Raw genomic sequence first — 26241 nt, forward strand, 5'->3', positions numbered from 1 at the left:
CATGGGGGACACCGGAACGCTCACGGGTACGGTGACCAGCGGGAACGGCCCCTGCCTGGAACGCCGTCCCGGGACGCGAGGACACCGGACACGGGGAGGGGCACGGTGGCGACCACACCGGAGGCCCAGGAGTTGGGCGCGCTGCTGCGGCGGCTGAAGGAACGTTCGGGGCGCAGTTACGGGGTGCTCGCCGGGCGCCTGCACGTCAGCACGTCGACGCTGCACCGCTACTGCAACGGGGACGCCGTACCGGCCGAGTTCGCGGCGGTCGAGCGGTTCGCACGGCTCTGCGGGGCCGAGCGCGAGGAGCTGATCGAGCTGCACCGGCGCTGGATCGTCGCGGACGACGCCCGGACCCGGAGCCGGTCGGTGACGAAGCCGGTCGGGGCGGAGGCGGACACGAAACCGGTGGCCGAGCCCGAGCCCGAGCCCGAGCCGGTGCCGGTGATCGGGCCCGAGCCCGAACCCGAGCCGGTGTCTGCGACGGAAGCCCCTCCGGACGAGCCCGGCGGGGCCGGTGGCGGGTTCCGGAAGGGCGGTGCGCGCCGGCGGCGGGTGCTCGTCGGGCTCGCCGCCGCCGCGGTCGTCGCGGTGGCCGTACCGGTCACCGTGTTCGCGGTCGGCGGCGACGGCGGGGGCCGACCGGAGCGGGCGGCGCCGGTGCCCGCCCCGTCCGGTCCGGCGACCGGCGGCACCCTCCCCGTACGCCCCGGCCCCGGCCCCGGCTCGCCCTCGGCCACGGCTCCGACCCCGTCCGGCACCCCGTCCGGCACCCCGACCGGTTCCCCGTCCCGGCCGCAGGACGGCAAGGGCTCCCCGTCCTCCCCGACCCCTTCGCGCGGCCCGTCGCCGACCGCCCAGCGGCCCGGTGCGCCCGCGCCCGGTGGCGTCCCCCTGCGCGTCGGCATCAGCTCGTACAACTGGGACCACCCCTGCGGCCAGTACTACCTGCTCGACCGCGACCCCGGCACCGTGCCCCCGCCGCCCCCTCCCCAGGACCACCGGAGCTGGGCGCGGTCGTTCGGCGCGGTGGACGGCGGCGGGATGCGCCTCGAACTCACCGCCACGGGCCGCACGGCCGACTCCGTGGTGATCAACAGGGTCAACGTCCGGGTGGTGGGCCGCTCCGCCGCCCTGCCCTGGTCGGCTTTCTCGATGGGCGAGGGCTGCGGCAGCGGCGTCACCCCGCAGACGTTCGCCGTGGACCTCGACCGGCCCCAGCCCGGCGTCCGCCCGGTCGCCGGGCAGAACGGCGACATCGTCGTCCCCGCCGAGGACTTCCCCTACAAGGTCGCCTCCGACGACCCCCAGGTGCTCCGCTTCGACGTGACCACGAAGGCCCACGACGTCAGCTGGTACCTGGAGGTCGAATGGAGCAGCGGCGACCGCAAGGGCACGATCCGGGTCGACGACGGGGGCCGTCCCTTCCGCACCAGCGCGACCGCCGGGCGCCCCTCGTACATCTGGTGGGTCGACCCGGGCGAATGGCGCCCGAACGAGTGGGACTGAACCGGGACCGGACGCGGAACGGGCACCCCCCGCCTGTGCGAGAGGTGCCCGTCGGTGCGCGGGAGGGCCCGGAAGCCCCCGGGGATCAGAGCCGCTCGGGCGTCCGGATGCCCAGGAGCGCCATGCCCCGGTGGAGCGTGCGGGCCGTCAGGTCGCAGAGGAACAGCCGGTTCTCCGCGACCTCCCGCGCCGGCTCCGGCTTGAGCACCGGGCACTGGTCGTAGAACGTCGTGTACAGCGAGGCGAGCTGGTACAGGTACGCGGTCAGCTTGTGCGGCGCGTACTCCGCGGCCGCCTCCGCCACCGTCTCCCCGAACCCGTCCAGGTGCAGGCCGAGCGCGCGCTCCGCCGGGGCCAGCTCCAGCTCCGGGTGGGCGACCGGGGTGCGGTCGCCCGCCTTGCCGAAGATCGACCTGACCCGCGCGTACGCGTACTGGATGTACACCGACGTGTCGCCGTTCAGCGACACCATCTGGTCCAGGTCGAACTTGTAGTCCCGCGCGGCCGACGTCGACAGGTCGGCGTACTTCACCGCGCCGATGCCCACGTACTGCCCGTTCTCGACGATCTCCGCCTCGGTCAGGAGGGACTGCCCGGTCCTCTCCCGGTAGGCGTCCTCCTTCTCGCGGACGACCTCCGTCGCCCGGTCCACGGCCTCGTCCAGCAGGTCCACCAGCCGGACCGTCTCGCCCTCACGGGTCTTGAACGGCTTGCCGTCCTTGCCCAGGACCGTGCCGAACGCCAGCTGGTGCGCCTTCACCTCGTCGTTCAGCCAGCCCGCCCGGCGGGCCGTCTCGAACACCATCTTGAAGTGCAGCGACTGCCGCGCGTCCACCACGTACAGCAGGGACGTCGCCCGCAGGTTCCCCACCCGGTCCCGGATCGCCGACAGGTCCGTCGCCGCGTACCCGAAACCGCCGTCCGACTTCTGCACGATCAGCGGCACCGGATTGCCGTCCGGGCCCTTCACGTCGTCGAAGAAGACGCACAGCGCGCCCTCGGAGCGGACCGCGACGCCCTTCTCCTCCAGGATCCGGCAGGTCTCCGCCAGCATGTCGTTGTAACCCGACTCGCCAACCACGTCGGTGTCCCGGATGTCCATGTCCAGCTTGTCGAAGACCGAGTAGAAGTAGATCTTCGACTCGTCCACGAACCGCTGCCAGAACGCCAGGGTCTCCTCGTCACCGGCCTGGAGGTCCACCACCCGCGCGCGGGCCCGCGTCTTGAACCCCTCGTCCGAGTCGAACAGGGTGCGCGACGCCTTGTAGAGCCTGTTCAGGTTCGACATGGCCTCTTCGCCGGACACCTCGGACTCCGAGGAGTGGTCCAGCTCGTGCGGGTGCTCGATCAGGTACTGGATGAGCATGCCGAACTGGGTGCCCCAGTCGCCGATGTGGTGCCGCCGGACCACCGTCTCGCCGGTGAACTCCAGGATCTCGACCATCGCCGCGCCGATCACCGCGGACCGCAGGTGGCCGACGTGCATCTCCTTCGCCACGTTCGGCTGCGCGTAGTCGATCACCGTCGTGCCCGCCGACTCGCTGAACGGCACGCCGAGCCGCGCGTCGGCGGCACGGGCCACCAAGGTCTCCACGATCGCCCGGTCGGTGACCGTGACGTTCAGGAAGCCGGGACCCGAGACCTCGACCTCCGCCAGGACGTCGTTCGCCGGAATCGCCTCGACGACCTTCGTCGCCAGCTCGCGCGGATTGGCCTTCAGCCGCTTGGCGAGCGCCAGGATGCCGTTCGCCTGGAAGTCGGCCCGGTCGCTACGTCGCAGCAGCGGGTCGGCGGACGCGGCCTCCGGCAGGGCAGCCGAGAGTCCGTCCGCGAGGCGCTGCTGCACGGTCGAAGCGAGGGAAGGGACCGAGGCCATGAGCTTCCGTTTCCGTCGAGAGGTGTCCGGTGGTCTATTTCGCTTGTCAAGTGTCCCATGGGAGAGCAACGTGTTTTCCCTGCCTGTGGACGACCGGGACACGACCGGACCCCCGGACGACCCCGGCCTGTGGACGACCCCGGCCTGTGGACAACCTCCGGGTCCGTCGTTCCGTCTGGGACAATGACAGGCGTGAGGCCCGACGCAGGGCACCGAGGGATTTACGGAAAGAAGGACGTACCGACCGTGGCTCAGAGCAGCACCGAGACCGACTGGGTCTCCCGTTTCGCGGACGAGGTCATCGCCGAGTCGGAGCGACGTGCGCCTGGCAAACCGGTCGTCGTCGCCTCCGGACTCTCCCCCTCCGGCCCGATCCACCTCGGCAACCTCCGCGAGGTCATGACCCCGCACCTGGTCGCCGACGAGATCCGCCGCCGCGGCCACACCGTCCGGCACCTCATCTCCTGGGACGACTACGACCGCTACCGGAAGGTTCCGGGCGGCGTCGAGGGCGTCGACGAGACCTGGGCCGAGCACATCGGCAAGCCGCTGACCTCCGTCCCGGCCCCCGCCGGCTCGCCCCACCCCAACTGGGCCGAGCACTTCAAGGCCGCCATGGTCGAGTCCCTGGCCGAGCTCGGCGTCGAGTACGACCCGATCAGCCAGACCGAGCAGTACACCGCCGGCGCCTACCGCGAGCAGATCCTGCACGCCATGCGCCACCGCGCCGACATCGACGCCATCCTCGACCAGTACCGGACGAAGAAGGCGCCGAAGAAGCAGTCCCAGAAGCCCGTCGACGCGGCCGAGCTGGAGGCCGAGGAGGGCTCCGGCGCGGCCGCCGAGGACGACGGCTCCGGCGGCGGCGCCGGCTACTTCCCGTACAAGCCCTACTGCGGGCGGTGCGAGAAGGACCTCACCACCGTCACCTCCTACGACGACGACACCACCGAACTCGCCTACACCTGCACCGCCTGCGGCTTCGCCGAGACCGTGAAGCTCAGCGAGTTCAACCGCGGCAAGCTCGTCTGGAAGGTCGACTGGCCCATGCGCTGGGCCTACGAGGGCGTCGTCTTCGAGCCCTCCGGCGTCGACCACTCCTCGCCCGGCTCCTCCTTCGTCGTCGGCGGCCAGATCGTCCGCGAGGTCTTCGACGGCGTCCAGCCCATCGGCCCCATGTACGCCTTCGTCGGCATCAGCGGCATGGCCAAGATGTCCTCCTCCCGAGGCGGCGTCCCCACCCCCGCCGACGCCCTGAAGATCATGGAAGCGCCCCTGCTGCGCTGGCTCTACGCCCGCCGCAAGCCCAACCAGTCCTTCAAGATCGCCTTCGACCAGGAGATCCAGCGCCTCTACGACGAGTGGGACAAGCTGGAGGCCAAGGTCGCCGACGGCACCGTCCTGCCCGCCGACGCCGCCGCCCACTCCCGCGCCGCCCGCACCGCCGCCGGCGAACTCCCCCGCACCCCGCGCCCGCTCCCGTACCGGACCCTGGCCTCGGTCATGGACATCACCGCCGGCCACGACGAGCAGACCCTGCGGATCCTGACCGAACTCGACCCCGACAACCCCGTCACCTCCCTCGACGAGGTCCGGCCGCGCCTCGACCGCGCCGAGAACTGGATCACCAACCAGGTCCCGGCCGACCAGCGCACCATCGTCCGCGACGAGCCCGACACCGAACTCCTCGGCTCCCTGGACGACGAGGGCCGCGAGTCCCTGCGCCTCCTCCTGGACGGCCTCGACACCCACTGGTCGCTCGACGGGCTCACCACCCTCGTCTACGGCGTCCCGAAGGTCATGGCCGGACTCGACCCCGAGGCCAAGCCGACCCCCGAACTCAAGCTCGCCCAGCGCGCCTTCTTCGCCCTGCTCTACAAGCTCCTCGTGAGCCGCGAGACCGGCCCGCGCCTCCCCACCCTCCTCCTCGCCGTCGGCGCGGAGCGGGTGAGGAAGCTCCTCGGCGCCTGACGCGCACGGGAAACCACACGCGAAGGGGGCCGCCGCCCGGAAACCTCCGGGCGGCGGCCCCCTTCCCGTACCGCCGTACGTCCTGCGCCGTACGGATCAGGTGGTGTGGCGCGCGGCGAACGCCTCCTGGACGCCCGCCCGCACCTCGAAGATCAACTGCTGGGCGTGCTCGGGGTCGTAGTACTCCTGACCGCCGTGCTCCTCGGCCACCCGGTGCGCGGCCTCCGCCGCGTCCATGACGGCGTCGTGCTCGTGGGCGTACTCCCACATCAGGTCGTGGACGACCTTGTGGAGCCGGCCGCCCCGCGGGTCCTGCTCACCGGCGAACTCACCGGCGAACTCACCGGCGAACTCACCGGCGTAGCCGTCGGCGGCGTACTCCTCGACGCCCTCCCCGACGCCCTCCGGGTGCTCGGCGGACCCCTCGGCCCCCTGCGGAACCGGACCGAACACCGGCTCCGGCCCTTCGACGCCCTGGAGGTTGTACGTACCCGTGTACGCCTTCGGAGAGACCTCCGGCGTGTCGAACCACGGGCTCTCGTGGTTCACCGGCAGCACGACCGGAACGTCCGGCCGCGGAAGCCCGGCCTGCTGCGGAAGCCGCTGCGGATGCTGGAACTGCTGCGGCAGCTCGGACTGCTGGGGCGCCGGGGCCTCGGGGGACGCCGGATCCGCCGGTACTGCCGGATCCGCCGGCACTGCCGGAGCCGCCGGGAGCTGCCCGTACGCCTGCCCCGGTCCCTGAACCTGCGCCTGGCCCTGGCCCTGGCCCTGCACCTGGCCCTGCTGCGGAGGCAGCACCGCCGGCTCGATCCCCGCCGCCGCCAGACCCGCCGCCGCCGTCTCCGCCAGCGGCACCCCGTACCGCGCCAGACGCAGCGGCATCAGCGCTTCCACCGGCGCCTTCCGCCGCCAGTTCCGCCCGAACCGCGCCTGCAGCCGGGCCTGGTAGATCATCCGCTCCTGCTCCAGCTTGATGACCTGCTCGTACGAACGCAGCTCCCACAGCTTCATCCGCCGCCACAGCCGGAACGTCGGTATCGGCGACAGCAGCCACCGGGTCAGCCGCACGCCCTCCATGTGCTTGTCGGCCGTGATGTCCGCGATCCGGCCCACGGCGTGCCGCGCGGCCTCCACCGCGACCACGAACAGCACCGGGATCACCGCGTGCATGCCCACGCCCAGCGGGTCCGGCCAGGCCGCCGCGCCGTTGAACGCGATCGTCGCCGCCGTGAGCACCCACGCCGTCTGCCGCAGCAGCGGGAACGGGATCCGCAGCCACGTCAGCAGCAGGTCGAGCGCGAGCAGCACACAGATGCCCGCGTCGATGCCGATCGGGAAGAAGTACGAGAAGGTGCCGAAACCCTTGTGCACGGCGAGCTCGCGCACGGCGGCGTACGAACCCGCGAAACCGATCCCCGCGATGATCAGCGCACCGGCGATGACGAGGCCGATGAGTACCCGGTGTGTGCGTGTCAGCTGCATCGCGGCCACCCGCGACCCCTCCCGTCGTTCGACATCTCGCGCGCACAGAGTGGCACATGTGAACGAAGCCCGCCCCGGGGGAGGGGCGGGCTCCGTACGAATGGACCGTTTTGCGCCTACTTGTTGGCCGCCGCGACCGACGCCACGGCCTCCTTGGCCGCCGCGACCGCGCCGTCCGTGATCGTCTTCTCCGTCGGCGTCGGCGCACCCGAGTAACCCGCGCCGTTGTACGACAACAGGACCAGCACATTGCCCGTACGCGCCACGATCGACGTGTACACGAAGTTCACGCCCGTCTTGCTCTCCTGGTACGTCACGGTCTTCGCCTCGTCGCCGATGCCCGTGGCCGCCGTTGTCCGGAGGTTCTTCGCCCCGGCCGTCCCCTCGACCTTGGCGACCTCCTTCGCGAGGTTCTCCCGCGCCCGGTCCTGACCGCTGCCGAGCGTGACGTCCGACTCGTACCGGTAGAACGACACGTCCAGCCAGCGGTACTGCGAACCCTTCACGCCCTTGTCGTCCAGACCGTTCCACGAGCAGCCGCCACGGCTGCCCAGATCGCTGGAGACGCCCGGCGTCCCGTTCTTGGTCTTCGCCTTCGGCACCAGGGCCTCGGTCGTCTTCGCCGAGATCGACCGGCACACCTGGGGCAGCTTCGCGAACTTCGCCGCCTCGACCGTCTTCGTCGTCTGTGCGGGCGAGGGGGTCGCGGACGCCGACGCGCTCGCCTTCTCCTGCGCCTTCGACTTCCCGGAGTCACCGGAGTCGGAGGAGCAGCCGGCGACGACGAGCATCACCGGGACGGCTGCGCAGGCGAGTATGCGGGTGAGTCGCGGAGCTGATCGCTGCATGGTTCCTTCAGTCGCTTGTCGTACGGTCCGGTCGTCGCACGGTCCGGACCCGGGCCCGGTCCTGACCCCGGTCCGGCGACCGCGACCACCGGTACGGCCACGGGCTACGGCGACACGTTACGTGGTCGCCGCCCGCTCACGGAGCGGCACCGGACGGCTACTCCTCCAGCCGGTCGGCGAGCAACCGGGCCACCTTCCGGGCCCCTTCCTGCAGTTCCCGGCTGTCCGGGGCCCCGGCGAGGCCCGTGGCCTCCTCCCGGTAGGACACGGTCACGATCACGTTGGATGTGCGGAACACCACGCTGACGGACCGCCTGCGACTGCTCGCCCCGGAACCGCCGAGGACGTCGTCGAGGTACGCCACGTCGCCGAGCCCCTCCAGGACGCGGGGCTCCAGCCCGGTGGAGGACGGAGCGCCGGACGTCGTCGGCCCGCCGGAAGCGGGCCCGGTGGGCGGGGGCGCGGCCGGGGCCGTGGTGGCGGGCGCGGTGGCGGCGGGCGCGTCCACGGCGGCCGCGCCGCCGGGCGCCGCCGGGGTCCCCGGCTGCGAGGGGCCGGCGGTGGGCGTGCCGGTCGTCCCGGGCGGCGCGGTGGGCGGCAGCGGGACGCCCGCCGCGAGCTGCTTGCGGACGTACACCTCCTGCGCCCGGGCGTCGTCGCTGACGGCGGTGTCGTACGAGACCACCCGCTCGATGTCGAGCGAGAGCCGGCGCGAGGCCTCCGGGGTGTCGGCCCGCCACGAGCAGCCGACGCGCCGGTCGGTGTCGTACGTGACGGCGGCGGTGCCCCGGTACGCCCGGTCGCGCTCGGGGTCGGGCAGGGCGGCGGCGCCCGGGAGCATCTCCTTGAGGACGGCCTGCGGGACGGCGCCGCAGGGCTCGAAGAGGGTGCGGTAGCGGCCGGGGGGCGCCACGGGGGAGGCGAGGCCGGCCTTGGCGTCGACGGTGACGTCCTCGGAGGGGGTGCCGGACGAGCAGCCGACGAGTCCGGCGCCGAGGCCGAGGCCGAGCGCGAGACCGAGGGCGGTACGAGCCGTGGACCCGGTGCGGGCCGTGGCCCCGGTACGGGCCGTGGCCCCGGTGCGACCGGGGGCGTACCTCTTTCGCTGCACGGTCCCAGGCTCCCTTCTCCCGAAGACTTTCCCGAAAACTGTTTGCCGCGCGAACCCGGCCGATGGACACAATGTCTATCGCACACGCTGCCGTTGATGCCGGTCCCCTGTCACCTGTACGGGCTTTGGCTCCGGTTTTTGCGTTATCGGACGTTTCGGGGGAATCGAGGAAGTATGTCGTACGTAGAGGTACCGGGGGCGAACGTACCGATCCGGATGTGGACCGACCCCTCCACGGTCGAGGACGGCGCCATGCAGCAGCTGCGGAACGTGGCGACGCTGCCCTGGATCGAGGGCTTGGCCGTGATGCCGGACGTGCACTACGGCAAGGGCGCGACGGTCGGCTCGGTGATCGCGATGCGGGGCGCGGTGTGTCCGGCGGCGGTCGGCGTGGACATCGGCTGCGGCATGTCGGCGGTCAAGACCTCCCTGACGGCCGGCGACCTGCCGGGCGACCTCTCCCGCCTCCGCTCCAGGATCGAACAGGCCATCCCGGTCGGCCGCGGCCTCCACCGCGAGGCGGTGGACCCGAAGCGGCTGTACCAGTTCCCGACGGCGGGGTGGGACGACTTCTGGTCGCGGTTCGACGGGGTCGCGGACGCGGTGAAGTTCCGGCGGGAGCGGGCGGGGCAGCAGATGGGAACCCTTGGCCAAGGCAACCAGTTTGTGGAGCTTTGCGTCGATATGTCCGATTCGGTGTGGCTCATGCTGCACTCCGGGTCCCGGAACATCGGCAAGGAGCTGGCCGAGTACCACATCGGCGAGGCGCAGAAGCTGCCGCACAACCAGGGGCTGGTCGACCGCGACCTGGCGGTGTTCGTCGCGGACACCCCGCAGATGGCGGCCTACCGGCACGACCTCTTCTGGGCGCAGGAGTACGCCAAGTACAACCGCGCGATCATGATGGCGCTCTTCCAGGAGGTCGTCCGCCGCGAGTTCCGCAAGGCCCGGGTGACCTTCGACCCGGTGATCTCCTGCCACCACAACTACGTGGCGGAGGAGCAGTACGAGGGCATGGACCTGCTGGTCACGCGGAAGGGCGCGATCCGGGCCGGCTCCGGGGAGTTCGGGATCATCCCGGGCTCGATGGGCACGGGCTCGTACATCGTGAAGGGCCTCGGGAACGTGGCGTCCTTCAATTCGGCCTCGCACGGCGCGGGCCGGAAGATGAGCCGGAGCGCGGCGAAGCGGCGCTTCACGACCCGGGACCTGGAGGAGCAGACGCAGGGCGTGGAGTGCCGCAAGGACTCCGGCGTCGTGGACGAGATCCCGGGCGCGTACAAGCCGATCGAGCAGGTGATCGACCAGCAGCGGGACCTGGTGGAGGTCGTCGCGAAGCTGAAGCAGGTCATCTGCGTGAAGGGCTGACTCGTTCCTCCGGGGCCTTGCGGCTCCGACGGGGCGGGAGAGGGGCCGGTGCGTGCGCACCGGCCCCTTCCGCGGTTCTACAGCTCCCGGTGGACCTTGGTGTTGGAGGCCTGGGCGCGGGGGCGGACGACGAGGAGGTCGATGTTGACGTGCGGGGGGCGGGTGCAGGCCCAGGTGATGGTCTCGGCGACGTCGTCGGCGGTGAGGGGGTCGGGCACGCCGGCGTAGACCTTGGCGGCCTTGTCGGTGTCGCCGCGGAAGCGGGTCGTGGCGAACTCGTCGGTCTTGACCATGCCCGGGGCGATCTCGATGACGCGGACGGGGGTGCCGACGATCTCCAGGCGGAGGGTTTCGGCGAGGACGCGGGCGCCGTTCTTGGCGGCGACGTAGCCGGCGCCGCCCTCGTACGTGCCGTGGCCGGCGGTGGAGGAGAGGACGACGACCGTGCCGTCGCCGCTCGCGGTGAGGGCGGGGAGCAGTGCCTGGGTCATGTGGAGGGTGCCGAGGACGTTGACCTCGTACATGCGGCGCCAGTCGTCGGGGTTGCCGGTGGCGACGGGGTCGGCGCCGAGGGCGCCGCCCGCGTTGTTGACGAGGACGGCGAGGGTCCGGAAGGCGGTGGCGAACTCGTCGACGGCGGCGCGGTCGGTGACGTCGAGGGCGTAGGCGGTGGCCTGGTGGCCGGCGTCGTTGATCTCGGCGGCGAGGGCCTCGATGCGGTCCTTGCGGCGGGCGGTGAGGACCACGCGGTAACCGGCGGCGGCCAGCTGCCGGGCCGTGGCGGCGCCGATTCCGCTGCTCGCGCCGGTGACGACGGCGATGGGGGTACCGGGGGCGGTCATGGCGTGCTCCTCGCGCAGGTGATCGACGGTGGTGATCGCCCGGTCAGGATAGGCGGGGCGGCCGGCGCGGGGGCGGGGCGGTCGGTCCGGGGCCGGTGAACGACCGCCGCCGGTGACCCGTCCGTCTTCCGGTCCGGTCCCTAGCGGGTCGTCGCTCCGCCGAACTCCCTCACCGCGTCCGTGACGATCGCCTCCAGGCGCGCGTGGTGGGCGCCGCGCCAGTAGACGCGTTCGCACGCGACGCACTGGGCGAACACGTCGTACGTCTTCTCCGTGCCCTGCTCCAGCCGTTCGCGCACCGCGTCCTTGTCGGCGCCGCTCAGTTCGCCGTTGCAGGCCGTGCAGCGGGTCCAGGGGGCGAGCGGCGGCGCGAACCGTTCGAGGACGTCGCGGAGCTGCTCGTCCGGGCGGTCGCTGTAGACGTAGGCGCCCGCCCACAGTTCGCGGCGGCGCAGCAGGCCGCGGTCGCGGGAGAGCATGACGCGCCGCTCCCGCGCGGAGAGCGCGGCCAGGGCGGGGTCGCCGATGTCCTCGCTCTCGTAGGCGGCGTCCACGCCGAGCAGGCGCAGGCGGCGGGCGAGGGTGCCGAGGTGCACGTCGAGGAGGAAGCGGAGGGGCGCGCCGGGGACCCGCTGGGGGCGGGTGACGTCCTCGACCTCGACCGTCTCGCCCGCGCTCGGGACGTACGAGGCTTCGACGGGCCGTCCGTCGACCAGGAGCCGTCCGGCCTCGGTAAGGGGCACGCCCAGCGATTCCACGACGTGGCCGAGCGAGGACGCGCCGTCGGTGGTCACGGGGGTGGGGCCGCCGCGCCGCTCCGCCGAGACGAAGAGCCGCAGGCCGGGGGCGAAACTGATCTGGATCTCCGGTCCGTTCACGGGGTCAGGATCGCATCGGGGGCGGGCGGGTCGCCAGGCGTTTCGGTGGGGGCGGGGGCGTCCGGGGAGAGCGGGGGGGGCGGGGCCGGTTCGCCCCGGAGGGGCTGCGGTACCGTCCCCGCGTGAAGATCATCGATCTCGAACCGGGCGACCCCCGCCTGGAGGCCGACCTCCTGCCGGTCCTCTCCGAGCTCCGCACCCACCTCACCCCGGAGCTGTTCCGCGAGGTGTACGAGGGCGGATACGGCCAGGGGCTGCGGTTCAGCGCCGCCTACGCGGCCGGCGGGCGCTGCGTCGGCGCGGCCGGCTGGCGGATCGTCGTCGACACCGTCTCCCTGCGCAAGCTGTACGTGGACGATCTGGTGACGGCGGCGGCGGACCGTTCGGCCGGTGTCGGGCACGCGCTGATCGCCCACCTGGAGGGGCACGCCCGCGCGGCGGGCTGCCACGAGCTGGACCTGGACTCCGGCACCCAGCGCACCGGGGCCCACCGCTTCTACCTGCGGGAGGGCTTCGACATCGTGGCGTTCCACTTCGTCCGGCCGCTCGCCGGGCCGGATCGGGCCTCCTGAGCCGCCGGGCCGGATCAGGCCTCCTGAGCCGACGGGCCCAGGTCGAGCCGCCAGTCGTTGCAGCGCATCGGGCGGCCCGGCGGGTACTCGAAGTCCCGTTCGCCGCGCGGCTCGAAGCCCGCCTTGCGGCACACCGCGTTCGAGGCGGTGTTGTCCGAGGACGGGAACGCGTGCAGATGGCGGCGGCGGCCCGCCGCCCGGGCCTCCGCGATCACCGCGCGCGTGGCGGCCGTCGCCACGCCCCGGCCCTGGAAGCCCGGCAGGACGGCCCAGCCGGTCTCGTACACCGGCTCGCCGTCCCAGGTCTGCGCCCAGAAGCCGATGCTGCCCACCGGGGTCTCCTCGGGGAGCAGGACGATCCGGTACATCCTGCCGGCGCCGGGGTCGGCGGCGCTCATGTCCACGTACCGCCGGTGGCGCCGTACGAGCTGTTCCTCGGTCTCCGGGCCGCCGAGGTGTGCGGTGAGTTCCGGGGCGTTCAGGGCGCGCAGCAGTCCGGCGTCCTCCTCGGACCAGGGTTCCAGGCGTACGGGCGGGGTGGTGTTGTCCATCCGCGTACCGTAGGTCACGGCGCTGACGGGCCCCGGGCGTACGCCGTCGGCGGCACCCCGATCGTCGTCGTGAAGTCCCGTACGAGGTGGGCCTGGTCGCTGTAGCCGAGTTCGGCGGCGAGGGCGGCCCAGTCCGGGGTGCCGGTCGTGTCGGCGGCCCCGGCGCGTTCCAGGGCCTCGTGGATCCGGTAGCGCAGGATCACCCACTTCGGGCCGACTCCGACGCGGTCGGCGAAGAGGCGCTGGAGGGAGCGGGCCGACAGGCCGGAGGCGGCGGCGAGTTGGGCGGCCCTGCGGATCGTGCGGTCCGAACGGGCCAGTTCCACCAGCTCCATGGCGTGGTCGGCGGCCGGGTCGGGGGCGGGGCCGCGGGCGAGGAGGAAGGCGTCGAGCGCCGCCACGCGCGCGTGGTCCTCGTCGGGGGTGAGGACGGCGGCGGGGGAGCCCGTGGCGTCGGGGAAGACGTCGGTCAGGGGGACGCGGCGGCCCGTCCACGCCGACACCGGCCACGCGGGCGCGAAGGGCCGGAAGCCGCCGGGGCGGAACTGGATCCCGCAGACCCGGCCCGTCCCGGTCAGCTCGTGGGTGAACAGGCCGAGCCCGATCCCGGCGACCTCGGCCGACGCGTCTCCCGTGACCGGGGGGCCGTACCGCTGGAAGACGACGTTCACCGAGGGGTGCGGGACGACGTGGCTCGCGTACGGCTCCGGGAGCTCCCAGTCGATCAGCCAGTAGTGCTCCAGGTAGGGGCGCAGCGCCGGGGCCGGGAGGTGGCGGCGGAAGCGGACGCGGGAGAGCAGTCCCGCGGGGTCGACGATGCCCCGGGTGTCCCGGCGGGGAGCGGAGTCGGGCATGTCCCGCATGCTAGGGCCTGTCCGGCCCCGATCCGCCGGGCAGGCCCTGGGCGCCTTCTTCCTTCTGCGGCTGTCGTGTTTCTTCAAGACGGGGCCGGGTGGGTCTCCGTAGCGTCGGGAGCATGACGAACGAGGCCCAGCTCCGCATCGGTGACCTGCTCCGTACCGCCGCCGACGACGCCGTTCCCGTGGTCGGCGGCATCGCCGACGCGTCGCTCGGCGCGCCCACGCCCTGTGCCGAGTACGACGTGCGCGCGCTGATCGACCATCTCTTCTCCGTCGTCGTGAACTTCCAGGTCCTGGCCGCCAAGGGGACGCCCGACTTCTCCGAGACCCCGGACCGGGTCGCCGAGGACGGCTGGCGCGAGTCGTTCGCGGCGGAGGCCGGGAAGCTGGTCGAGGCGTGGTCGGCGCCCGGTGCCGAGGAGGGCACGACGGGGGCGATGGACCTGCCCGCGCGGACGGTCGGCTCCATGGTGCTGCTCGACCTGACCGTGCACGCCTGGGACCTGGCCCGTGCCACCGGGCGGGCCTTCGAACCGGACCCGGCCGTGGTCGCGGGCCTCGCCGGGGAGGTGGAGCGGATGGCTCCGACGGCCCGGCGGATGGGCGTCTTCGGGGACGCCGTCGAGGTGCCCGGGGACGCCACCGCCTTCGAGCGGCTGCTCGCCGTGACGGGGCGCGACCCGCGCGCCCGGTAGGCCGCGCGCCCGGTGGGCCGCGTCCGGCGGATCAGCGCGGGCGGTGCACCGGGCCGGGGGAGAGGCGGGAGGCGACCTGGCCGAAGGCGTGCTCCTCGGCGGGGGTCAGCGGGACCGACTCCTGCGGGTGCCAGACGCGCTCCAGCGGGACGCCCTCCCGGTCGCGGCGGGCGCGGGCCCGCAGGCCCAGGGCGAGGCACGTCGCCGTCGAGACGGCGAGCAGGCCGGCGAGCGTGAGCGCACGGGGGTCGGAGAACCGGCCGGGCAGGGGCATGGCGCACTCCAAGGCGTGAGGGCCGTCCGTACGCGTGCGGCTCCCGCGGGCGGTGGCACGCCCGTACGACGGCGGGGCGGTTCCTGCGGATTCCTCTGGTTGCTCTCGTTCTTCTGGTTCCTCCCGACGCTTTCAGTCAACACCTTCCGAGGGCCTTTCGGCAGGGGGAGCCGGGGCGGGGCGCCCGGCCGGGAGGGCGGGCGCGGGGGCGCACGCCCTCTTGTGCGGACCGGACGACCGTTCCAAGGTGGCGGAACAGGGAGATTCCGGCCGGGGAGGGAGCAGCCGCATGTCCGGAGCACAGGCATGGGGATTCACGGACGACAGGGGCGCGCAGCTGGGTGCGGCCCGGGTGCCGAGGCGGGTGGTCGCGTACGTACGGGCCGGGGCCGCCCTGTACGACCTGGGGGTGATACCGGTCGCGGTGTACGGCTCCGGGCACGACGGCGACGCGTACGACCCGGCGAAGGCGGGGGTCCTGGAGGCGGTCGGGGTGCCGTACCTCGGGCCGGGGCGGGCCCTGGACGAGGCGGTGCTGCGGGAGCTGCGGCCGGACGTCGTGGTGGACGTGACGTACGACGGGAAGACTCCGTACGCGCTGGACGCGGCGCTGGTCGAGCGGCTCGGGGTGCCGCTCGTGGCCCTCTCGGTCGGCAACGAGCTCGACCTTCCGGCCATCCTCGACCGGTTCGCGGCGCTGGCGGCCGGCCTGAGGATCGACGGCCGGGAGGGTGTCGGTCCGGAGGCCACGGACCCGGGGGTGGCGGACCCGGCGGCCCCCGTTCCCGTCCCCGTGGTCGTCGGTTCGGACGCCGTCGGGCCCGAGATCGTGACCCCCGTGACCGTGAGTCCGGGGACCGGGCCCGGTCAGGGCGCCGCCCTCGCGGAGTTCGAGGCCGCCGAGGCCGCGCTGCGGGAGGCGGCGGCCCGGAGCGGGCTCGGGGTCCTCGCGCTCTCCGGGGCCGGGCCCGAGCAGGTGCACCTGGCCCGCCCGCACGCCTGGCCCGAGCTGGCGTGGCTCGCCGGGCTCGGCGTCCGGCTGCTCGACCCGGGCCCCGGGCCGGGCGCCAATTGGCTCACCGCCGACTGGGTCCGGGCCGCGGCGCTCCGCCCCGACCTGGTCCTCTTCGACAACCGGGAGCACGCCACGCCCCCGTACGCCCTCCCGGGCGGGGTCCGGCTCGCCCCCTGGAGCCCGGAGACCCCGCCCAGCCCCGCCGCGTACGCCCGCTTCTTCCGCGATCTCGCGGAGGCGCTGGCGCCCTGACGGGGAGGGCCGGGCTCAGGCCGGGGTCGCCGTGAGGCGGGCGCGGAGGGAGGCGGCGAACTCCTCCGCGCGGGTGAGCTGCGCCCGCAGTTCGGCGACGCGCTCGGCGGCGGCCTGCTCGTAGCGGCGGACGCGGGACACGAGCGCGGCCCGCTCGCCCGGGTCGAGCTCCGTGTCCGTGCCCGGGCGGTCGTCGGCCAGCCGGTCCACGGCCGTGAGGAGTTCGCGGGTCTCGTCCAGGGTGAAGCCGAGCGGCTTCATCCGGCGGACCACCATGAGCCGGGACACGTCCTCGTCGGTGTAGAGCGGGAAACCGCCGGGGGAGGCGGCCGACGGGACGACCAGGCCGCTGTCCTCGTACTGCCGGATGGTGCGCAGGGGCAGTTCGGTCCGTGCGGCGACCTCGCCGATCTGCATGGGCCGACCGGCCGCTCGTACTCCGCTCACGCGTCGTCCTTCCTCGTACGGGGCTTCCCGGGGGCGTACGGCTTCGGCAGGGCGCACGGCACTCCTCCGGAGCGCGACGTCCGCGCATTCCATACCATTCGTCCTAATTTCAGCACTTATGAGGTCTGGAAGTGCGGTGAAACGCCTGCTCGTAGGCCGTACGCCGGAAGCGGGCACGCCCCACCGGGGCGCCCCGCGCCCCGCGGACCGCCCTGTCGGGGTTCCCCTACGGCCACACCAGGCAGTACGGCTGGTGCCCCGCCTCGTGCAGGCGGACCGAGAAGTCCTGCCACTCGTGGAGCAGCTGGTAGACGTCGAAGGCGTCGCGCGGGCCGCCGCGGTCCGGGACCGTGGACCAGATGAAGGCGGCGGCGCCGACCGACTCCTCGCCGATCCCGCGCAGCGGGTCGACGACGGTCATCGGCAGTTTCACCACCGCGTAGTCGGGGTGCAGGACCACCAGTTCCAGCGGGGGCACCTTGTGCAGGGGCATGCCCTGGATGCCGGTGAGGACCATGGCCGCTATGGTCTCCGGCTTGATCTTGGTGAACATGCCGCCCATGCCGAGCTCGTCGCCGCCGAGCTCCTCGGGACGCATCGAGATCGGCACGCGGGCCGCCGTGGCGCCGTCGGGCGCGCCGAAGTACTTGTACGTCACCCCCAACCGGCCCCTCCCGCCCACGGCGTCCCGCTCGTCCCGAGCGCCCGGGGCCTCCTGCTTCCTCGGGGCCCCGTGCTTTCCCGGAGCGTCCGGGATCGGGTCTTCGGTCCGCCGGCGCCGGTGCCTTCCCCGCCGGGCAGACTCCGGACCCAGGTCGTCCGTCCCCTCGCCCGGTCCGCCACCGCGATGCATATCTCCACCCGACTGCTTTTTCTCGGCAACACGACCCCGCCGCGCAACCCGATCATCGTGACAGTGACCTCCCCCGCGCCCGTACGGTGAAACACCCGTCCGCGAGAACGCCGTGGCCTCTGACACCATGGATTCCGTGAGCCATCCCTATGACGCCCCAGTTTCGCAGACGCGGAGGGTCTACGCCCCGGCGTAACGCACAGGAGGCCCACGCCGTCCCTCCGTCCCCGATGTCGTCACCCACGTCGTTCTCGCAGGTCAGGATCACAGTGCCGTATTCATACGAAGCCCCAGTCTCACAGACGCTTTTCGACCGCGCTTCCCTCGTGACGCCCGGCGGCGTGAATTCACCGGTGCGTGCCTTCCGGGCCGTGGGCGGAACGCCCCGGTTCATGGTGTCCGGTTCCGGTCCGTACCTCACCGACGCGGACGGACGCGAGTACGTCGACCTGGTCTGCTCGTGGGGACCGATGATCCTCGGCCACGCGCACCCGGAGGTCACCGCCGCCGTGCAGGCCGCGGTGGCGCGCGGCACCTCGTTCGGCACCCCGGGCGAGGGCGAGGTGGCGCTCGCGGAGGAGATCGTCGCGCGCGTGGAGCCGGTCGAGCAGGTGCGCCTGGTCTCCTCGGGCACCGAGGCGACGATGTCCGCGATCCGGCTCGCCCGCGGGTTCACCGGACGCGCGAAGGTCGTCAAGTTCGCCGGCTGCTACCACGGCCACGTGGACGCGCTGCTCGCCTCGGCCGGGTCCGGTCTCGCCACCTTCGCGCTGCCGGACACGCCCGGCGTGACCGGCGCGCAGGCCGGTGACACGATCGTGCTGCCGTACAACGACCTGGAGGCGGTGCGGTCCGCGTTCGCCGCGCACCCGGGCGAGATCGCCTGCGTGATCACCGAGGCCTCGCCGGGCAACATGGGCGTCGTCCCGCCGGCCGAGGGCTTCAACCAGGGCCTGGCGGACCTGTGCCGGGAGAACGGCGCGCTGTACGTCTCGGACGAGGTGATGACCGGTTTCCGCACCTCGAAGGCCGGCTGGTACGGCGTCGACGGCGTGAAGCCCGACCTGCTGACCTTCGGCAAGGTCATGGGCGGCGGCTTCCCGGCCGCCGCGTTCGGCGGTCGCGCCGACGTGATGGGGCACCTGGCCCCGGCGGGCCCGGTCTACCAGGCGGGCACGCTCTCCGGGAACCCGGTCGCGACCGCCGCCGGGCTCGCGCAGCTGCGGCTGCTCGACGACGCGGCGTACGCGAAGGTGGACGCGGTCTCGGCGGAGATCCGGGGCCTGGTCACGGACGCCCTGGCCAAGGAGGGCGTGGCGCACCGGCTGCAGACCGCCTCCAACATGTTCTCGGTGTTCTTCACCGCCGACGAGGTGCGGAACTACGACGACGCGAAGAAGCAGGAGGCCTTCCGCTTCAACGCCTTCTTCCACTCGATGCTGGCCGACGGGGTGTACCTGCCGCCGTCCGCGTTCGAGTCCTGGTTCGTGTCGACCGCGCACGACGGGCGGGCGGTCGAGCGGATCGCCGCCGCCCTGCCGGCCGCCGCCCGCGCCGCCGCGGAGGCGACGGCATGAGCGACGTGAACAGCGTGGACGCCGTGAACAGCGTGGACGCCGCGGGCGACGCGGACGCCGTGGAGGACGTGAACGCCGCCGTGAACGCCGAGAAGCCCGTGGGCGACGACGACATCACCGTCGTCCACCTGATGCGCCACGGCGAGGTGCACAACCCGGACGGCGTCCTCTACGGGCGCCGCGCCGGCTACCACCTCTCCGACCTCGGCCGGCGGATGGCGGACCGGGTCGCGGAGCACCTGGCCGACCGGGACGTCACGTACGTCGTCGCCTCCCCGCTGGAGCGGGCGCAGGAGACGGCGGAGCCGATCGCCAAGTCGCACGGCCTGGACCTGGCGAGTGACCCGCGTCTCATCGAGGCGGCGAACGTCTTCGAGGGCAAGACCTTCGGCGTCGGCGACGGGGCGCTGCGCAAGCCGGCGAACTGGAAGCACCTGACCAACCCGTTCCAGCCGTCCTGGGGCGAGCCGTACGTCGAGCAGGTCGTGCGGATGATGGGCGCGCTCGACGCGGCGAAGGAGGCGGCCCGGGGACACGAGGCGGTCTGCGTCAGCCACCAGCTGCCGATCTGGATCGTCCGCAGCTTCGTGGAGAAGCGGCGGCTGTGGCACGACCCGCGGCGGCGGCAGTGCACGCTGGCGTCGCTGACCTCGTTCACGTACCGGGGCGACAAGATCGTCTCGGTGGGGTACAGCGAGCCGGCCCGGGACCTGGTCCCGGCGCACCTGCTCGCGGGTGCGAAGCCGGCCAAGGGGAAGTCCAAGGCCTTCGGGGCGTAGGCCCTTTCGCGGGCCTCCCGCCCGGTCTCCCTCGCGGGCCTCCCGCCCGGTCCCCCTCGCGGGCCTCCCGCGCGGTCTCCCTCGCGGCCCCCGCCTTGACGGATCGCGCTCCAGGGCGTTCGGATGATGTTCATGTCATCCGAACGCCCTTAAATTTTTGTTCTATTTAACGGGAACCCCCGTGTTCCTCCCCGCATCTCACTGTTTGTCGGTTTGGATGACATTCAGTTCATACGTCAGCGCGAATGGGGACGGCATGCGCGAGATCAGCGGGATCACTCGAAGGGGGCTCCTCGGGGCGGGCGTCGGGGCGGCGGCGGCGATGGGCCTCGCCGCGTGCGGCACCTCGAACCAGGACAAAACGGGTCGTCCCGGACCCGAGAAGCCCGGCAAGGGCGGTGACGCCACGGGCGGTCCGGGCACCGCCACCCCGACCGGGGAGCCCGTACGGCTCATCGGCGACGGCTCCACCGCCGACACCGGCAAGCAGCCCCGCCAGCCCGACGCCCCCGTCCCCCTCGAACCCGGCCAGACCCCGCCCCAGTTCGTGGTCTTCTCCTGGGACGGCGCCGGCGAGGTCGGCAATGGGCTCTTCCCCCGCTTCCTCGAACTGGCCAGGAACCACGACGCGGCGATGACCTTCTTCCTCTCCGGGATCTACCTCCTCCCCGAGGCGAAGAAGAACCTCTACCGCCCGCCGAACAACCGCGTCGGCGCCTCCGACATCGGCTACCTCAGCGACGACCACATCAAGGACACCCTGAAGTACGTCCGGCAGGCCTGGCTCGACGGGCACGAGATCGGCACCCACTTCAACGGGCACTTCTGCGGCGGCTCCGGCTCCGTCGGCAACTGGACCCCGGCCCAGTGGCAGAGCGAGATCGACCAGGCCGTGAAGTTCGTCACCGAGTGGAAGACCAACAGCGGCTGGACCGAGCTCGACCCGCTGCCCTTCGACTACTCCAAGGAGCTCGTCGGCGGCCGCACCCCCTGCCTCCTCGGCCAGGACAACCTGCTGCCCACCGCCGCGCGGCTCGGCTGGCGCTACGACGCCAGCTCGCCCGGCGGCCGCCAGACCTGGCCCGACAAGCGCCGGGGGATCTGGGACCTCCCGCTCCAGGGCGTGCCCTTCCCCGGGCACTCCTTCGAAGTCCTCTCCATGGACTACAACATGCTGGCCAACCAGTCGAAGAACTCCACGAAGGGCATGCCCTCGCGCTACCCGGGCTGGCGCAGGCAGGCGACCGAGGCGTACCTCGCCGGCTTCACGCGCGCGTACGAGACGAATCGCGCGCCCTTCTTCGTCGGCAACCACTTCGAGGAGTGGAACGGCGGCATCTACATGGACGCCGTCGAAGAGGCGCTCAAGGGAATGGCCGGAAAGAAGGACGTCCGGCTCGTCTCCTTCCGGCAGTTCGTGGACTGGCTCGACGTCCAGGACCCGAAGGTCCTCACGAAGCTGCGCGGCCTGGGCGTGGGGCAGAAGCCTGCCGGCGGCTGGAACGCCTTCCTCAAGGCCGCTTGATCATTTCCGAGTCTCCGGGCCGTTCGACCGTTCCCGTGGGCCCCCGCTCGCTTAGGCGGCCTTGACAAGGTGCTTTACGGGCACGTAGGGGGGTGCCCAAGATCCCCCAAACGCCCATGCGAAACTTTTCACATGAGCCTCAGCCGCGCCCCTCGACGCACCCTGTTCGCCGTCGGAGTGCTGACCGCCGCCCTCGCGCTCTCGGCCTGCAGCGACGGCGACGGCGGCACGTCCGGCGGCGGCGGCACCAACTTCGTCACCAACAAGGGCGGCATCTCCACCGCCCCCAAGGGCCAGCGCGCGACCCCGAACGAGCTCGCCGGCGAGACCCTCGAAGGCGAACGGCTCGACGTCGCCGACCTCAAGGGCAAGGTCGTCGTCCTCAACGCCTGGGGCTCCTGGTGCGGCCCCTGCCGCGCCGAGGCCCCCCACTTCGCGAAGGTCGCCAACGACCTCAAGGGCAAGGGCGTCGAGTTCGTCGGCCTCAACACCCGCGACGCCAACAAGCAGCAGGCGCTCACCTTCGAAGAGGACTACGAGGTCCCCTACCCGAGCCTCTACGACCCCGCCGGCAAGCTGATCCTCTTCGGCTTCCCCAAGGGCACCCTCAGCCTCCAGGGCATCCCCTCCACCGTCGTCCTCGACAAGGAGGGCAAGATCGCGGCCCGCGCCCTCCTGGCCCTCGACGAGGAGAAGCTCCGCTCGATGATCGACCCGCTCCTCAAGGAGAAGTGAGCCGGTGAACGAGACGGTCACCAGCGGAGCCCTGCTGCTCGCCCTGCCCCTCGCGGTCCTCGGCGGCCTGGTCTCCTTCTTCTCGCCGTGCGTCCTGCCGCTCGTCCCCGGCTACCTCAGCTACGTGACCGGCGTCACCGGCACCGACCTCGCCGAGCGCCGCCGCGGCCGGATGACCGCCGGCGCCGTCCTCTTCGTCCTCGGCTTCACCGCCGTGTTCGTCTCCGGCGGCGCCCTCTTCGGCTACTTCGGAGCCACCCTCCAGGAGTACCGCTCCACGCTCACCACGGTCCTCGGCGTGCTCATGGTCCTCATGGGCGCCTTCTTCCTCGGCCTGATGCCCTGGCTCACCCAGCGCGAGTTCCGCTTCCACAGGAAGCCCGCCGCCGGACTGATCGGCGCCCCGCTGCTCGGCGCCCTCTTCGGCATCGGCTGGACCCCGTGCATCGGCCCGACCCTCGCCTCCGTCAACGCGCTCGCCCTGGAGCAGGCCAGCGCCGGACGCGGCGCGGTACTCGCCTTCGCGTACTGCCTCGGCCTCGGCGTACCGTTCGTACTCGCCGCCGTCGCCTTCCGCAAGGCGCTCGGCGCGTTCGACTGGGTCAAGAGGCACTACGTCTGGGTCATGCGGATCGGTGGCGGCATGATGATCGTCACCGGCGTCCTGCTCCTCACGGGGGCGTGGGACAGCATGGTCTCCACGATGCAGGGCTGGTCCGACGGTTTCACGGTGGGGATCTGAGTTCCATGAGCAAGACCGACACGACGCAGAGCACCCCGGCCCCGGACGAGACGACCGGAGCGGCCGGGGCGGAGCTGTCGACCGCCCCCAGGGAGGACCGCGAGGACACCGCCGTCGGCGGCCCCTCCCTCGGGTTCACCGGCTGGCTCCGCTGGTTCTGGCGGCAGCTGACCTCCATGCGGATCGCGCTGCTGCTCCTGCTGCTGCTCTCCCTCGGCGCCGTCCCCGGCTCCCTCGTCCCGCAGACCAGCGCCGACGAGATGAAGGTGCAGGACTTCAAGGCTGCGCACCCCACCCTCACGCCGATCTACGAGAAGCTCCAGTTCTTCGACGTCTACGGCTCGGTGTGGTTCTCCGCGATCTACCTCCTGCTGTTCGTCTCCCTCATCGGCTGCATCGTCCCGCGCACCTGGCAGTTCGTCGGCCAGCTCCGGGGCCGCCCGCCGGGCGCCCCCCGCCACCTCGACCGGCTCCCCGCGTACGCCACCTGGCGCACCTCGGCCGGGCCCGAGGAGGCCCGCGAGGCCGCGCTCGCCCTCCTCAGGAAGCGCCGCTTCCGCGCCCACCGGGCCGGCGACGCGGTCGCCGCCGAGAAGGGCTACCTGCGCGAGGTCGGGAACCTGTCCTTCCACATCGCCCTGATCGTGATGCTCGTCGCCTTCGCCTGGGGCGTCCTCTTCAAGTCCGAGGGCGGCAAGCTGGTCGTCGAGGGCGACGGCTTCTCCAACACGCTCACCCAGTACGACGACTTCAAGTCCGGCTCCTGGTTCGGCACCGACGACCTGGAGCCGTTCAGCTTCACGCTGGACTCCTTCACCGGCACGTACGAGAAGAGCGGCCCGCAGCGCGGCACCCCCCGCACCTTCGAGGCCGCCGTCACCTACTCGCGCGGCGGCGAGGACACGAAGACGGTCGTCCGGGTCAACGAGCCGCTGAAGGTGGGCGACTCCAAGGTCTACCTGATCGCCCACGGCTACGCGCCCGTCGTCACCGTCAGGGACGGACGCGGCAAGACCGTCTTCCACGGCGCCGTGCCGCTGCTCCCGATCGACAACAACATCACGTCGACCGGCGCGATCAAGGTCATGGACGGCTACCGCGACAAGAACGGCAAGAAGGAGCAGCTGGGCTTCAGCGCCCTCTTCGTGCCGACCTTCGCGGGCGCCGGCCAGGGCACGATGTTCTCGCAGTTCCCCGCGCTCGACTTCCCCGTCCTCGCCCTCACCGGCTACCACGGCGACCTGCGCGTGAACTCCGGCCTGCCGCAGAACGTGTACCAGCTCGACACGTCCAAGATGACCCAGTTCAAGATCGACACGGGTACGGGCGTCGCCCAGCGGATGCGGCCCGGCGAGACGATGACCCTCCCGGACGGCGCCGGCTCGATCACCTTCGAGAAGGAGATCAAGGAGTGGGCGAGCTTCCAGATCTCCCAGCAGTCGGGGAACGGCCTCGCCCTCACGGGCGCGATCGCCGCCATCGCGGGCCTGTCCGGCTCGCTCTTCATCCAGCGGCGCCGGGTCTGGGTCCGGGCCGTGCGGGGCGAGGACGGCACCACGGTCGTCGAGATGGCCGGCCTCGGCCGCAGCGAGTCCGCGCGGCTCCCCGAGGAGCTGGCCGACCTGGCGGCCGCGCTCACGGCCCAGGCCCCGCCCACCGCGGAGCCCCCGCGGGCCGATCCGGAGGCCGTACCGGACACCGCCGGTCCGGAGGCCGTACCGGACACCCCCGCACCGGACACCACGCACCCGGCGGACGCACCCGCGGAAGACCCCGCCCCTTCTGGAGAGGCTGACAAGTGATCCTCGCCGCCACGACCGACGAGAGCCTGGCGCGGATGAGCGACCTGCTCATCTACTCCTCGATGGCCGTCTACACCCTGGCCTTCTTCGCCCACATCGCCGAGTGGGTCCTCGGCAGCCGCAGCAAGGTCGGCCGCACCGCCGCCGCCCTCACCCCGCGGGCCGCCGCCCCGGCCGCCGCCGTGACCGTGCGGGTCGAGCAGGGCGGCTCCACCGCCGTGCTCGACAAGCCGAAGGTCGTCACCCGGACCGCGGCCGGCGCCCGCGACGTGCCGGACGGCCCCGGCGCGGCCGGCGGCACGGTCAAGGGCGACCTGTACGGCCGGATCGCCGTCTCGCTCACCGTCCTCGCCTTCCTGGTCGAGGCGTCGGGCGTGGTCACCCGGGCGCTCTCCGTGCAGCGGGCCCCCTGGGGCAACATGTACGAGTTCTCCACCACCTTCTCCACGGTGGCGGTCGGCTCGTACCTGGGCTTCCTCCTCGCCAAGAAGAACGTGCGCTGGCTCGGCCTGCCACTGGTCACCACCGTCCTGCTCGACCTGGGCCTGGCCACCACCTGGCTGAAGACCCCCAGCGACCAGCTGGTGCCCGCGCTCGACTCGTACTGGCTGTGGATCCACGTCTCCACCGCGATCTTCTGCGGCGCGGTCTTCTACCTCGGCGCGGTCGCCACCCTGCTGTACCTCTTCCGCGACTCGTACGAGAACAAGCTCGCGACCGGCGGGAACCCCGGCGCCTTCGCCCGCTCGGTCCTGGAGCGGCTGCCCGCCGCGGCCTCGCTCGACAAGTTCTCCTACCGGGTCAACGCGGCGATCTTCCCGCTGTGGACGTTCACGATCATCGCGGGCGCGATCTGGGCCGGCGACGCGTGGGGCCGCTACTGGGGCTGGGACGCCAAGGAGGTCTGGTCCTTCATCACGTGGGTCGGGTACGCCGCGTACCTGCACGCGCGCGCGACGGCCGGCTGGAAGGGCCGGAAGGCGGCGTACATCGCGCTCATCGCCTTCGCCTGTTTCCTCTTCAACTACTACGGCGTGAACATCTTCGTGAGCAGCAAGCACTCCTACGCCGGAGTCTGAGGCCCGGCCTCCGCACTGGCACCCCTCCCGCCCCCGGGTGACGCTGGAACCATGAGCGAGATACCCCGGGGCAGGAGCGAGACCCGTGACGGCGACGCGCACGTGCTGCGGTTCACCGTCGAGCTGCCGCACCCGCCGTCCGAGGTCTGGACGGCGGTCACCACCCCCGAGGGCCTGGCGCGCTGGCTGTGCGCGGCGGACCCGCTGGAGCCCCGGCTCGGCGGCCGGGTCGTCCTCCACCGGCTGACCAGCGGCGACACCGAGGACCCGGGGCGGGTGACCGCCTGGGACCCCGGGAGCGTGGCCGAGTACACGGTCGATCCGACGCACGGCCGGATCCGGTTCCACCTGGAGCCGGGCCCGGGAACCGGCGGCGACGGGTCGACCGTGCTGCGCTTCACCAACGAGCTGCGGGGCCCGCCGGAGCACCGCCTCGACCGGCTCGCCGCCTGGCACGACCACTTCGAGTGGCTGGCCCGCGCCCTGGACGGACACCCCGCCGACTGGCGGGAGCGCACGTCCGAGCGCTGGCTGCACCTGCGGGAACTGTACGAGCGGGACGAGGCGCCCTGGCCGAAGTGGGAGCCGTAGTCCC

Annotated in this window: 25 protein-coding genes; 14 read left to right on the top strand and 11 right to left on the bottom strand. The window is 72.5% G+C overall.

The window, feature by feature from the left end:
• Nucleotides 1-105: 105 nt before the first annotated feature.
• The gene (locus tag OO47_RS18020) at nucleotides 106-1509 is read left to right on the top strand and encodes a helix-turn-helix domain-containing protein (protein ID WP_030219232.1); all 1404 of its coding nucleotides are present in this window, start codon (nucleotides 106-108) and stop codon (nucleotides 1507-1509) included.
• Nucleotides 1510-1594: 85 nt separating this feature from the next.
• Here the strand turns inward: OO47_RS18020 and argS are convergent, their stop codons facing one another.
• Nucleotides 1595-3385: an arginine--tRNA ligase gene (argS, locus tag OO47_RS18025; protein ID WP_030219229.1), complete on the bottom strand. Its 1791-nt coding sequence runs from the start codon at nucleotides 3383-3385 to the stop codon at nucleotides 1595-1597.
• A gap of 183 nt (nucleotides 3386-3568) precedes the next feature.
• Between argS and lysS the strand changes: the two genes are divergently transcribed.
• Complete coding sequence (lysS, locus tag OO47_RS18030) at nucleotides 3569-5356, top strand: lysine--tRNA ligase (RefSeq protein ID WP_234323221.1); 1788 nt, start codon at nucleotides 3569-3571, stop codon at nucleotides 5354-5356.
• 96 nt (nucleotides 5357-5452) lie between these two features.
• Here the strand turns inward: lysS and OO47_RS18035 are convergent, their stop codons facing one another.
• The 3 genes from OO47_RS18035 to OO47_RS18045 all read right to left on the bottom strand — a co-directional run bounded on the left by OO47_RS18035 (nucleotide 5453) and on the right by OO47_RS18045 (nucleotide 8800).
• Complete coding sequence (locus OO47_RS18035) at nucleotides 5453-6850, bottom strand: DUF2637 domain-containing protein (RefSeq protein ID WP_030219222.1); 1398 nt, start codon at nucleotides 6848-6850, stop codon at nucleotides 5453-5455.
• Between the two features lie 107 nt (nucleotides 6851-6957).
• A complete protein-coding gene (locus tag OO47_RS18040; RefSeq protein WP_030219219.1) occupies nucleotides 6958-7689 on the bottom strand; it encodes a hypothetical protein in 732 nt (243 codons plus the stop codon).
• A gap of 157 nt (nucleotides 7690-7846) precedes the next feature.
• Nucleotides 7847-8800, bottom strand: coding sequence for a hypothetical protein (locus OO47_RS18045; RefSeq protein ID WP_030219217.1), 954 nt, complete (start codon nucleotides 8798-8800; stop codon nucleotides 7847-7849).
• 174 nt (nucleotides 8801-8974) lie between these two features.
• Here OO47_RS18045 and OO47_RS18050 point away from each other — a divergent pair, with 174 nt between their 5' ends.
• Nucleotides 8975-10168 carry an RtcB family protein gene (locus OO47_RS18050; RefSeq protein ID WP_030219214.1) on the top strand — a complete coding sequence of 398 codons (1194 nt, stop codon included), beginning with the start codon at nucleotides 8975-8977 and terminating at the stop codon, nucleotides 10166-10168.
• A 77-nt stretch (nucleotides 10169-10245) separates the two neighbouring features.
• On the opposite strand, the gene OO47_RS18055 is transcribed toward OO47_RS18050, so the two are convergent.
• Together OO47_RS18055 and OO47_RS18060 are read right to left on the bottom strand one after the other, a co-directional pair.
• Nucleotides 10246-11010: an SDR family NAD(P)-dependent oxidoreductase gene (locus OO47_RS18055; protein WP_030219212.1), complete on the bottom strand. Its 765-nt coding sequence runs from the start codon at nucleotides 11008-11010 to the stop codon at nucleotides 10246-10248.
• A gap of 140 nt (nucleotides 11011-11150) precedes the next feature.
• Nucleotides 11151-11888 carry a Mut7-C RNAse domain-containing protein gene (locus OO47_RS18060; RefSeq protein WP_033209491.1) on the bottom strand — a complete coding sequence of 246 codons (738 nt, stop codon included), beginning with the start codon at nucleotides 11886-11888 and terminating at the stop codon, nucleotides 11151-11153.
• A gap of 122 nt (nucleotides 11889-12010) precedes the next feature.
• Here OO47_RS18060 and OO47_RS18065 point away from each other — a divergent pair, with 122 nt between their 5' ends.
• Nucleotides 12011-12460 carry a GNAT family N-acetyltransferase gene (locus tag OO47_RS18065; RefSeq protein ID WP_030219208.1) on the top strand — a complete coding sequence of 150 codons (450 nt, stop codon included), beginning with the start codon at nucleotides 12011-12013 and terminating at the stop codon, nucleotides 12458-12460.
• Nucleotides 12461-12474: 14 nt separating this feature from the next.
• On the opposite strand, the gene OO47_RS18070 is transcribed toward OO47_RS18065, so the two are convergent.
• Both OO47_RS18070 and OO47_RS18075 read right to left on the bottom strand, forming a co-directional pair.
• Nucleotides 12475-13011 carry a GNAT family N-acetyltransferase gene (locus OO47_RS18070; RefSeq protein WP_030219205.1) on the bottom strand — a complete coding sequence of 179 codons (537 nt, stop codon included), beginning with the start codon at nucleotides 13009-13011 and terminating at the stop codon, nucleotides 12475-12477.
• Between the two features lie 14 nt (nucleotides 13012-13025).
• Nucleotides 13026-13865, bottom strand: a complete 840-nt coding sequence (locus OO47_RS18075; protein WP_030219203.1) for a helix-turn-helix domain-containing protein — start codon at nucleotides 13863-13865, stop codon at nucleotides 13026-13028.
• Between the two features lie 122 nt (nucleotides 13866-13987).
• On the opposite strand from OO47_RS18075, the gene OO47_RS18080 reads away from it, so the two are divergent.
• Nucleotides 13988-14566 carry a TIGR03086 family metal-binding protein gene (locus OO47_RS18080; protein ID WP_030219201.1) on the top strand — a complete coding sequence of 193 codons (579 nt, stop codon included), beginning with the start codon at nucleotides 13988-13990 and terminating at the stop codon, nucleotides 14564-14566.
• A gap of 31 nt (nucleotides 14567-14597) precedes the next feature.
• Here the strand turns inward: OO47_RS18080 and OO47_RS18085 are convergent, their stop codons facing one another.
• Entirely contained in the window at nucleotides 14598-14840 is a 243-nt protein-coding gene (locus OO47_RS18085; protein ID WP_030219198.1) for a hypothetical protein, read from the bottom strand.
• Between the two features lie 289 nt (nucleotides 14841-15129).
• Between OO47_RS18085 and OO47_RS18090 the strand changes: the two genes are divergently transcribed.
• Nucleotides 15130-16107: a substrate-binding domain-containing protein gene (locus tag OO47_RS18090; RefSeq protein WP_030219194.1), complete on the top strand. Its 978-nt coding sequence runs from the start codon at nucleotides 15130-15132 to the stop codon at nucleotides 16105-16107.
• A 15-nt stretch (nucleotides 16108-16122) separates the two neighbouring features.
• Here OO47_RS18090 and OO47_RS18095 read toward each other — a convergent pair whose 3' ends face one another.
• Complete coding sequence (locus tag OO47_RS18095; protein ID WP_030219191.1) at nucleotides 16123-16524, bottom strand: MerR family transcriptional regulator; 402 nt, start codon at nucleotides 16522-16524, stop codon at nucleotides 16123-16125.
• A gap of 256 nt (nucleotides 16525-16780) precedes the next feature.
• Nucleotides 16781-17407 (bottom strand): hypothetical protein, encoded by a 627-nt coding sequence (locus tag OO47_RS18100; protein WP_078489722.1) that lies wholly within the window; start codon nucleotides 17405-17407, stop codon nucleotides 16781-16783.
• A gap of 269 nt (nucleotides 17408-17676) precedes the next feature.
• On the opposite strand from OO47_RS18100, the gene hemL reads away from it, so the two are divergent.
• From hemL to OO47_RS18140, 8 genes are all read left to right on the top strand, one after another.
• Nucleotides 17677-18984 (top strand): glutamate-1-semialdehyde 2,1-aminomutase, encoded by a 1308-nt coding sequence (hemL, locus tag OO47_RS18105; RefSeq protein WP_199812312.1) that lies wholly within the window; start codon nucleotides 17677-17679, stop codon nucleotides 18982-18984.
• Between the two features lie 131 nt (nucleotides 18985-19115).
• On the top strand, nucleotides 19116-19763 hold the full coding sequence (locus OO47_RS18110; RefSeq protein WP_051716241.1) for a histidine phosphatase family protein: 648 nt from the start codon (nucleotides 19116-19118) through the stop codon (nucleotides 19761-19763).
• Between the two features lie 256 nt (nucleotides 19764-20019).
• Nucleotides 20020-21288, top strand: a complete 1269-nt coding sequence (locus OO47_RS18115) for a polysaccharide deacetylase family protein (RefSeq protein WP_030219182.1) — start codon at nucleotides 20020-20022, stop codon at nucleotides 21286-21288.
• 132 nt (nucleotides 21289-21420) lie between these two features.
• Complete coding sequence (locus OO47_RS18120) at nucleotides 21421-22023, top strand: TlpA family protein disulfide reductase (RefSeq protein WP_030219179.1); 603 nt, start codon at nucleotides 21421-21423, stop codon at nucleotides 22021-22023.
• A gap of 4 nt (nucleotides 22024-22027) precedes the next feature.
• A complete protein-coding gene (locus tag OO47_RS18125; RefSeq protein ID WP_030219177.1) occupies nucleotides 22028-22765 on the top strand; it encodes a cytochrome c biogenesis CcdA family protein in 738 nt (245 codons plus the stop codon).
• A 5-nt stretch (nucleotides 22766-22770) separates the two neighbouring features.
• The gene (resB, locus tag OO47_RS18130) at nucleotides 22771-24567 is read left to right on the top strand and encodes a cytochrome c biogenesis protein ResB (RefSeq protein ID WP_030219176.1); all 1797 of its coding nucleotides are present in this window, start codon (nucleotides 22771-22773) and stop codon (nucleotides 24565-24567) included.
• Nucleotides 24564-25646 carry a c-type cytochrome biogenesis protein CcsB gene (gene ccsB / locus OO47_RS18135; RefSeq protein WP_030219174.1) on the top strand — a complete coding sequence of 361 codons (1083 nt, stop codon included), beginning with the start codon at nucleotides 24564-24566 and terminating at the stop codon, nucleotides 25644-25646. The genes resB and ccsB overlap by 4 nt, the downstream gene beginning before the upstream one ends.
• 51 nt (nucleotides 25647-25697) lie before the next feature.
• Entirely contained in the window at nucleotides 25698-26237 is a 540-nt protein-coding gene (locus tag OO47_RS18140) for an SRPBCC domain-containing protein (protein WP_030219172.1), read from the top strand.
• The last annotated feature ends 4 nt before the right edge of the window (nucleotides 26238-26241 follow it).

The organism is Streptomyces bikiniensis, from assembly GCF_000716625.1.
In the GTDB taxonomy this organism is placed as follows: Bacteria; Actinomycetota; Actinomycetes; order Streptomycetales; family Streptomycetaceae; genus Streptomyces; species Streptomyces bikiniensis.

Bases quoted from the DNA above. Each gene is read 5' to 3' on its own strand.
- argS (WP_030219229.1), bottom strand. From the start codon at position 3,385: ATGGCCTCGGTCCCTTCCCTCGCTTCGACCGTGCAGCAGCGCCTCGCG.
- lysS (WP_234323221.1), top strand. From the start codon at position 3,569: ATGACAGGCGTGAGGCCCGACGCAGGGCACCGAGGGATTTACGGAAAG.
- OO47_RS18040 (WP_030219219.1), bottom strand. From the start codon at position 7,689: ATGCAGCGATCAGCTCCGCGACTCACCCGCATACTCGCCTGCGCAGCC.
- OO47_RS18050 (WP_030219214.1), top strand. From the start codon at position 8,975: ATGTCGTACGTAGAGGTACCGGGGGCGAACGTACCGATCCGGATGTGG.
- OO47_RS18055 (WP_030219212.1), bottom strand. From the start codon at position 11,010: ATGACCGCCCCCGGTACCCCCATCGCCGTCGTCACCGGCGCGAGCAGC.
- OO47_RS18070 (WP_030219205.1), bottom strand. From the start codon at position 13,011: ATGGACAACACCACCCCGCCCGTACGCCTGGAACCCTGGTCCGAGGAG.
- OO47_RS18075 (WP_030219203.1), bottom strand. From the start codon at position 13,865: ATGCCCGACTCCGCTCCCCGCCGGGACACCCGGGGCATCGTCGACCCC.
- OO47_RS18080 (WP_030219201.1), top strand. From the start codon at position 13,988: ATGACGAACGAGGCCCAGCTCCGCATCGGTGACCTGCTCCGTACCGCC.
- OO47_RS18085 (WP_030219198.1), bottom strand. From the start codon at position 14,840: ATGCCCCTGCCCGGCCGGTTCTCCGACCCCCGTGCGCTCACGCTCGCC.
- OO47_RS18090 (WP_030219194.1), top strand. From the start codon at position 15,130: ATGTCCGGAGCACAGGCATGGGGATTCACGGACGACAGGGGCGCGCAG.
- OO47_RS18095 (WP_030219191.1), bottom strand. From the start codon at position 16,524: ATGCAGATCGGCGAGGTCGCCGCACGGACCGAACTGCCCCTGCGCACC.
- OO47_RS18100 (WP_078489722.1), bottom strand. From the start codon at position 17,407: ATGCATCGCGGTGGCGGACCGGGCGAGGGGACGGACGACCTGGGTCCG.
- OO47_RS18110 (WP_051716241.1), top strand. From the start codon at position 19,116: ATGCGCCACGGCGAGGTGCACAACCCGGACGGCGTCCTCTACGGGCGC.
- OO47_RS18115 (WP_030219182.1), top strand. From the start codon at position 20,020: ATGCGCGAGATCAGCGGGATCACTCGAAGGGGGCTCCTCGGGGCGGGC.
- OO47_RS18120 (WP_030219179.1), top strand. From the start codon at position 21,421: ATGAGCCTCAGCCGCGCCCCTCGACGCACCCTGTTCGCCGTCGGAGTG.
- resB (WP_030219176.1), top strand. From the start codon at position 22,771: ATGAGCAAGACCGACACGACGCAGAGCACCCCGGCCCCGGACGAGACG.
- OO47_RS18140 (WP_030219172.1), top strand. From the start codon at position 25,698: ATGAGCGAGATACCCCGGGGCAGGAGCGAGACCCGTGACGGCGACGCG.